The organism is Clostridioides sp. ZZV14-6345, from assembly GCF_020657775.1.
In the GTDB taxonomy this organism is placed as follows: domain Bacteria; phylum Bacillota; class Clostridia; order Peptostreptococcales; family Peptostreptococcaceae; genus Clostridioides; species Clostridioides difficile_D.
In genome coordinates, this window is sequence record NZ_JAGWCX010000105.1 from 1 (window position 1) to 7279 (window position 7279).

A 7279-nucleotide genomic window follows, 5' to 3' on the forward strand; every position below is an offset into this window, starting at 1 on the left:
ATTTACTTAAAAAACGTAAAAAACCACTCAAAGGGCAACTAAGAGTGGTTGGGAACTTGATTTTAAAATAAAGTTCCATAAGTTCAAATAAGTATTAAATTACGAACTCCACTCTAGTTTCAAATAGATTGTAGTTCTTCTTGCTTTTATTATACCACAAATTAGAAAAAATATTGTTTATAGTCAATAAAAAAGTGAAAATTTTTATAAAAAAATAATAAAAACTTGATTATGAAACTATTAATTTATAAAATATCTATAAATGAGTAGATATTTTTTACTCAAATTTCATTGTTTAAATAAAATAGAGGAAAGCACTTACGAATGAGTAGGTGTTTTTTTATACAAAAAATCAAAGGAAGTGAATTTATGGTAAGAAAACTGCGGTGTAATGTTAAAAAATACTTTAGAAAGGAAGTGATAACTTGGTAATAGATATTTATCTAAAAAATGAAAAAGAAAAAAGGTTTGAAACTGTAGATATAGTAAACTTAGGCGAATTTGACATTAAAAAAGAAGGGGAGAAGATAAGAGAAATATCATTTAAAACATTTCTACCTTTTCAATTTGATGCTTCTTATTGTAGATATAGCGAGTTAAAAAATCCGATTGAAATAGTTGCAATGCTTGAAAAATGGGTAGACCAAGCCGAACCTCTAAGACTTATTATAACTGGTTTTGGCTACAATGGATTAGTTACAATATCTAGTTTTAGCAATACTCAAACAGCAGGAAGAGAAGAAGATAGGGACATTGAGATAACATTTAGAACTTACAGAGAACTGAAGATAGAGACATTAAAAAAAGAGACTAAGAGTAATGCTAAAACAGACTTAAAAGATAATAGACCTAATACTCAAACTAAATCTAAAATATATACTGTTAAAGCAAGTGATACATTATATAAGATAGCTAAAAATCTTTTAGGTAAGGGTTCAAGGTGGAAAGAGATTTACAATATACCCGAAAATAAAAAAGTCATTGGTAAAAATCCTAATGTGATTAAAAAAGGGCAAAAGTTGGTGATACCTTCTAAATGAAAATAATACTAAATGGAAAATATGATATTGCAAATTTTAATGAGGGAATAACTCTTTCAGAAGCTATAGACGGAGTTGCATATAAGATGGATGTATCTTTAATAGAACCTAAACAACTTAAAGATATAAATATTAAAAAAGGTGATAAAATAGTTCTAATTGATATAGCATATGAGAGTAAAAAAGAAGAAACAATCTTTGATGGAGTCATATGGGAAACTAGAAGAAGTGAAAAGAGTAAGAAACTGACATTGTCTTGCAGAGAAAGAACAGTCTATATGGAAGAATCAGAAGAACAATATAGTTTTAAAGAAAATACAGCAACACAGAGAATTGAATATTACTGTAAGCAATGGAATATACCTTACTACAATCTAGCCAACACAGAGAAGAAGCTTGCTAAAGTAATACATAAGACTAATATACTAGATATGATTAAAAAAGACCTAAAAGAAACTGCAAGTAAGGGTGGAGACTTATTTAGGGTAAGGATGGATAATAAGTTAAAATTATTTAAGCTTGGTACTAATGCAAATGTATATAAATTAGATAGTATATTAGAAGATGCTAACTTTACAAGTAGTTTTAATGATGCAGTAACAAGTGTAAAAGTGCTAGGTAAGAGTAAAGATGAAAATACAAAAGCATCTGTTATTGGAACATATAAGAAGGACTCAGATAAGTATGGAACACTACAAAAAATTAAACAAGATGAAAAGATAAAAAATGCTAAAGAAGCTAAGAAAGCAGCAGAAGCAATGTTCAATAGCGGAGAGGAAACAATAAGTGTAGATTGTGCAGTAGATATAAATAGAATAAGAGCAGGTGACAAGGTAAGTTTAAAAAGTAAAGAATATTATGTTATAGATGTTACTCATACATTAGATTCTACCCCAAAAATGAAATTAAATGTTGGTACACTAGAATATATAAGGAGGAAGTTTTATACAAATGACTGATGCTAGGTTTAATAGAGTTGCTAGAATATTGAAAGAAAAAATGAATAAAAGTGTAGCAAATGGCACTTTTGGAATGGGTTGTGAACTTGCAGAAATAACATCAAATGGGCTTAAAGTTAGTGGCTATAAAGATGAAATACAGGATTATCTAGTATTAGAGAATCTTATGTTAAAAGAGGACTATTTTACTTTTTCAGATGAAGCTTCAAGTGGAGAATATAAGCATAAACATAAAATAGAAACTCCAAAAGAATTAAAGCCATTGGCTATAGGAGATAAGGTGTTAGTAGCTATTATGGGAGCTGAATTTGTAGTAATTGGGAGGGTTGCAAATGCCAAACCTATTTCCTCAAAATGAAACTTTTGAAACTGTAGAATTAAAAAATAATAATGAGAATGAACTGGACCTAAAGGGTTCTTTTTTATTTGACTTTATAAAAGGTGAATTTGTCAAAAATGCAGATGGAACATTAAAAAAATGTGATAAAGTCCAAGCATATAAACAATGGTGTCAAAAGGCTATATTAACACCTAGGTACAAAAGGTCAGCTTATTCTAGTGTATATGGAAGTGAAATAAAAGACTTAATTGCTACTAACTTATCTCAAAGTGCAAAAGAGCTTGAAATAACTAGATTAATAAAAGAAACTATTTTAGTTCATCCATATACAAAAGAAGTTAGTAATTTTATATTTGTTTGGCTTGAAAATAGTAGGCTTGTTAGTTATGAATTTGATGTACTAACAATAGATGATGAAAATATAGTAATTGATGGCAATATAAAAAGGTAGGTGATTATTACATGGAAAGAGAGCTACCTATACCAGTATTTTTAACCGAAGATGAAGAAACTGTTCATCAAAGGATGTTAAGTAACTTCCAAGATATTTCTACATTAGAAGGTGACTTTATCTATGATGCAACAAGACCTACAGCAGAGCAGATAGCTGAATTAAAACAACTAGGATTACAAAATAATTTAAAGATAGCATTTCCTCAAACTAGCTATGGAACTTATTTAGAATGGTTAGGAGAATGCAAGGGAGTATTTAAAAATCAACCAACTAAGGCTACTGGAGTTATTACATTTACAGGTATGCAAGGAACTATCATTACAAAAGGAACTATTGTTACAACTATAGCTACAGATGAAAAACAGAGTATAGAATTTGAGCTTCTTGAAACTAAAAATATAGGAGAAAATGAAACAGTAGATATTAAAGCAGAATGTAGAGTTGCAGGAACTATAGGGAATGTGTCTGAAGGTAGTGTATCCGTTTTACTAGGTTCTATTAGTGGTGTTAAATCTGTTACTAATAAAGAAAGCTTTAAGGGTGGAACAGATATAGAAGATGAAGAACATTTTAGAGAAAGAGTTCTTGTAGCAGAACAAGAAGATAAACTTAGTGGAGCCAGTTCGGATTATATAAGATGGGCTAAAGAAGTCGATGGAGTTGGATATGCTTATGTAGTTCCCGAATGGAATGGAGCAGGGACAGTAAAAGTATTAATACTAGATAAAAATAGAAAAGCAGCAACACAAGAATTAATAGATAAGGTTCAAGAATATATATATCCAAATGTGAAAGAGGGTCAAAATCGAGATGGAAAAGCTCCTATAGGTGCTATTGTAACTATAGCTACTCCACAAACATTACTAATTAATGTAAAAGCTAGTTTTGTGTTTGCAAATGGATTTAGTCAAGAAACTGTGCTAAATATCTTAAAAAATAAAATAGACAAATATCTTGATAAAATAGATATTGGAGGTACTGTTTCTTATAATGCAATTTATTCGCTAACAGGTTCTATGATGCTTGCAGATGAAGGAATACAAGATTTTTCTAACTTGACAATAAATGATGGAACAACAAATATTATTTTAAATGACCAAGTTGTTGGAATAGGTGAGATAATCAATGAGGTGATAGCGTGATAACTTCTAAAAAGGGTAGAGAAATGCTTCTAACATTATCTCCTATCTATGAACAATCTTTAGTTATGAACTCTATATATGAAGCTATAGGAAGCGAATTTGATAATCTAGAATTATTAAATAAAGAAATAGAATTGCAATTATTTCCTCAAACTGCAACATGGGGTTTAAACTTTTGGGAAAATAGAGTAGGATTGATTACTAATTTAGATGAAGATATGGAAACTAGAAGAAGAAAAGTCATTGCTAAACTTCAAAGTAAATATATCATGACACCTAAAAGGATGTCTATGATACTTCAATCTTATACAGGTGCAGATATAAAAATAAATGAAAACATAGCTCCATACACTTTTGGTGTTGAATTAACCAGTACTCAAGGTTTTCCTAGAAGCTTAGAAGATTTATATAAAAGAGTAAATGTTATAAAACCTTCTCATTTATCTGTAAGCTATAAGTTAGTATCTCTATTAAAAAGTAGAACTTATTTTGCACAAACAACAATTATGAGCGAAGAAATAACAGTATATCCTTATACAAGTAAAGAAGTAAAAGCAAGTGTTAAAGCCAAGTTTGCACTAGCTCATAACATGAGTTCAGAAACATTAACAGTATATCCAAAAGGAGGTGGTATAAATGGCTGATGAACAATTTTACACAATACTAACAAATATAGGTAAAGCTAAGATTGCCAATGCAGGAATGTTAGGTAAGCCAGTAGTATTAGAAAAGATTCAAGCAGGTGATGGTGGAGGAAATTATTATAATCTAACAGAAGACCAAACAACATTAAAAAATAAAGTTTGGGAAGGTAATATAAACGCTTTTGATAATGATGAGAATAATCCTAACTGGATTATTGCAACAGCATGTATTCCTGGTTCGATAGGTGGATTCACAGTTAGAGAAATGGCTCTTATAGATAATGAAGGAGATATGATTGCAATTTGCAAAAGCCCCGAAACTTACAAGCCAAAGATTGGCAATGGAGCCATGAAAGACTTATACTTAAAATTTATCATAGAAGTATCTAATGTGGAGAAAGTGACATTAGTTGTTGACCCAACTGCAATATTTTTAACTAAAAAAGATGAAGAAAAAATAAAAACAAGTATAACTAATTTAGATAAAAAGATAACTGATAATAATACAGCAACAAATAAGAAAATAGATGATGCTAAAAAAGAATTAGGGGATAAAATAGGAGATACAACACAACTTACTACAACAGATAAAACTAGTCTTGTTGGTGCAATAAATGAGGTAAAAACTAGTGTAGATAGTATAGAAACAACAGCAGATAAAACAAGTTATGATAATACAGTAAGTAAACTAAATTCTACCAATGTCCAAGGGGCAATAGATGAGTTATGTACTAGTGTAAATACTGCTAGAGTTAGTTTAATAAATAGTTTAAAAGATATGCTACCTATATAAAAAAAGAGAGGAAGTGATATGTATGAGTGTACATTTTCCAAGATTATATGTGCCTTCACTTATAACAGTACAAAAACCTGCTACTAAAATTACTATAAAACCTTGGAATTATTGCGATAAAAAAAATGCTGCCGATTCCAACGGTGCATACGATATGATGAGTTGCACATTACCAGATGGTACTTCTGTTGGGTGGGATAAAAGCGGAAGCTTTGATGCTTATCCAGGTAATCGTTATAAATTAACATATAGCTATTTTTTTTCACCACAAAATTCAAGTGAATGGACTAGATATACAGAAGACTGTTACTTTGATTGCCAATATAAATCCACAACACCAAGCATAAGTGGAACAGATGGCTCGCTTGGTTCTAAGAGTAGAGGGTTTGGTATAGATTATACAATAACAAATGAAGATAGTTACACATACACAGTAAAAGCATATTTAAATGATGTTTTGTTTGATACGAAGCAAGCGGTAAAAGATACTCAATATACTATAAATGTGCCTGACTCCCTTGTCTTGTCACTTCAATTAAACTCTACTAATAAGATTAAAATAGAAGTTACAGGTGGCTATGGGGTATCTGCTATTTATAGAAATTATACATTTACAAAATCTAATAATGCACCAAGCATAAGGGGGACAAATGAAAATATAGGGAATAAAAGTAAGGGATTTACTTTAAAGTACACAGTAAATGACTTAGATTACAGAGATACAGTAAATGTTGTTACTAAACTTAATTCTACTATTTTAGAAAATATCACAAATATAGAGAAAAATAGAGAAAAGGAAATTACGTTAACAGATGAAAGAGTATTAGCTCTTCCAATTGGTTCTAATAATACAATAAGTATTATTGCTACAGATAATAACGGAGCTAGTACAACAAGAACATATACATTTACTAGGAGTAATAATTTACCTCAAATAACAGTAAATGAATTTAATAGTACACAAGTAAAATTCATAGTATCAGATTTAGACAATAATTTAAATAAGATAGAGGTATTTCTAGATGATACTTTAAAAGAAACAATAACAACAGATTTAACAGTAGAGAAAACAATTAACTACACATTAGAAGATAACGCAATACACACAATTAAGATAAAAGTAACAGATGCGAATGGAGTAAATGAAAAATTAGTAAGTGTATCAAACGGAGTTCAACCACCACAAGATGATGATTCACTCAAGGATATAGCAAATACTGTATCAATAATAAAAGATAGTTTTTTAAATGGGAAAACACATATTATTAATAAATTAGCATTAAAAAATATAAATGCTACATTAAATAACACATTAGTAGAAATAGGAGAAATGATAGGTATAGCATTTAGTTCAGCAGATGCTAGCGTTGAGGAGTTACAAAATAAGATAACAGAATTGACCAATCAACTTAGTCAAAGAAAAAAGTGGGCTAAGGGTACTTATACCTTTACTCAAAATGATTATGAAAACTTTTATATTAATTTGGAAAGTGGAATAAAAACTCTTGAGGTGAGGTTTAATTTAGATTTTATTCCTCGCTTGATTGTTGTTGAAAATTTTACACTTAAAAATAAAACTCGGTCTAAATATGTTAGATACCCTAAAATCGCTAGTGACAATATTGTTGGTGTTGTAGGTAGGTATTTTGAAGGGAATTATGAATATTTTGGTTCTTCAACACTTATTAAAAGCTATTCCAATACTTCTTTTGTGCTAAGTGTAGCACATACTGGTAGGCTTAGCGGAGAAAACGAATATGTGTGTGTTGTTGGAGAAAGTTTTACATGGTATGCTTATGAATAATACGAAAGGTGGTAATTAAAAATGGAAAGAGGAAATAGAATAATTTACAATCAAGACGGAAAAATATTACTCCAAACAGGAGAAGCAACAGGTAATGTTTTAG

The 7279-nt window shown here is 29.7% G+C and carries 8 protein-coding genes; all 8 read left to right on the forward strand.

All coding sequences use genetic code 11. The annotated features are described in order from the left end of the window. Positions 1-425: 425 nt before the first annotated feature. Genes KGF39_RS18465 through KGF39_RS18500 form a run of 8 tightly spaced genes read left to right on the forward strand, consistent with a single transcriptional unit; the run spans position 426 to position 7176 of the window. Positions 426-1040 carry a LysM peptidoglycan-binding domain-containing protein gene (locus KGF39_RS18465; protein ID WP_227823429.1) on the forward strand — a complete coding sequence of 205 codons (615 nt, stop codon included), beginning with the start codon at positions 426-428 and terminating at the stop codon, positions 1038-1040. Then, positions 1037-1999: an XkdQ gene (locus KGF39_RS18470; protein ID WP_227823430.1), complete on the forward strand. Its 963-nt coding sequence runs from the start codon at positions 1037-1039 to the stop codon at positions 1997-1999. Before KGF39_RS18465 ends, KGF39_RS18470 begins: the two co-directional genes overlap by 4 nt. After that, positions 1992-2357 carry a hypothetical protein gene (locus KGF39_RS18475; RefSeq protein WP_227823431.1) on the forward strand — a complete coding sequence of 122 codons (366 nt, stop codon included), beginning with the start codon at positions 1992-1994 and terminating at the stop codon, positions 2355-2357. Before KGF39_RS18470 ends, KGF39_RS18475 begins: the two co-directional genes overlap by 8 nt. Then, entirely contained in the window at positions 2332-2790 is a 459-nt protein-coding gene (locus tag KGF39_RS18480; RefSeq protein WP_227823432.1) for a DUF2634 domain-containing protein, read from the forward strand. Before KGF39_RS18475 ends, KGF39_RS18480 begins: the two co-directional genes overlap by 26 nt. A gap of 11 nt (positions 2791-2801) precedes the next feature. After that, positions 2802-3935, forward strand: coding sequence for a baseplate J/gp47 family protein (locus KGF39_RS18485; protein ID WP_227823433.1), 1134 nt, complete (start codon positions 2802-2804; stop codon positions 3933-3935). After that, entirely contained in the window at positions 3932-4579 is a 648-nt protein-coding gene (locus KGF39_RS18490) for a YmfQ family protein (RefSeq protein ID WP_227823434.1), read from the forward strand. The genes KGF39_RS18485 and KGF39_RS18490 overlap by 4 nt, the downstream gene beginning before the upstream one ends. Next, positions 4572-5372 carry a phage tail protein gene (locus KGF39_RS18495; RefSeq protein WP_227823435.1) on the forward strand — a complete coding sequence of 267 codons (801 nt, stop codon included), beginning with the start codon at positions 4572-4574 and terminating at the stop codon, positions 5370-5372. The genes KGF39_RS18490 and KGF39_RS18495 overlap by 8 nt, the downstream gene beginning before the upstream one ends. A 22-nt stretch (positions 5373-5394) precedes the next feature. Continuing rightward, a complete protein-coding gene (locus KGF39_RS18500; RefSeq protein WP_227823436.1) occupies positions 5395-7176 on the forward strand; it encodes a hypothetical protein in 1782 nt (593 codons plus the stop codon). Positions 7177-7279 lie beyond the last annotated feature (103 nt).

What these genes read in the sequence shown, in the direction of transcription:
- KGF39_RS18470 (WP_227823430.1), top strand. Translation starts at nt 1,037, where the DNA reads ATGAAAATAATACTAAATGGAAAATATGATATTGCAAATTTTAATGAG.
- KGF39_RS18475 (WP_227823431.1), top strand. Translation starts at nt 1,992, where the DNA reads ATGACTGATGCTAGGTTTAATAGAGTTGCTAGAATATTGAAAGAAAAA.
- KGF39_RS18480 (WP_227823432.1), top strand. Translation starts at nt 2,332, where the DNA reads ATGCCAAACCTATTTCCTCAAAATGAAACTTTTGAAACTGTAGAATTA.
- KGF39_RS18485 (WP_227823433.1), top strand. Translation starts at nt 2,802, where the DNA reads ATGGAAAGAGAGCTACCTATACCAGTATTTTTAACCGAAGATGAAGAA.
- KGF39_RS18495 (WP_227823435.1), top strand. Translation starts at nt 4,572, where the DNA reads ATGGCTGATGAACAATTTTACACAATACTAACAAATATAGGTAAAGCT.
- KGF39_RS18500 (WP_227823436.1), top strand. Translation starts at nt 5,395, where the DNA reads ATGAGTGTACATTTTCCAAGATTATATGTGCCTTCACTTATAACAGTA.